Consider the following 267-nt stretch of genomic DNA (forward strand, 5'->3'; position numbering starts at 1 on the left):
GTTCACTGAGATGTAGAAGCTCTTTTTCAATCTGAAGCGATATGAGTTGTGATATCTCTTGTTGAAGCCGATGTTCTTGCTGATGTACTTTCGCTTGTTGAAGCCGATGTACTTGCTGACGTGCTTGCTGATGTGCTTGCACTTGTTGAAGCTGATGTACTTGCGCTTGTTGAAGCTGAGGTGCTTGCTGACGTGCTTGCGGTCGTTGAAGCTGATGTGCTTGCTGAGGTGCTTGCGCGTGTTGAGGCTGATGTGCTGGCGGCGGTT

Annotated in this window: 1 pseudogene; it reads left to right on the forward strand. The window is 49.1% G+C overall.

Features of this window, described 5'->3' with window-relative positions:
• Nucleotides 1–48 precede the first annotated feature (48 nt).
• A pseudogene (locus tag N8M66_RS09320) lies at nucleotides 49–267 on the forward strand (hypothetical protein); the annotation flags it as partial.

The sequence above is a fragment of the Streptococcus mitis genome (assembly GCF_946188585.1).
GTDB lineage: Bacteria > Bacillota > Bacilli > Lactobacillales > Streptococcaceae > Streptococcus > Streptococcus mitis_DG.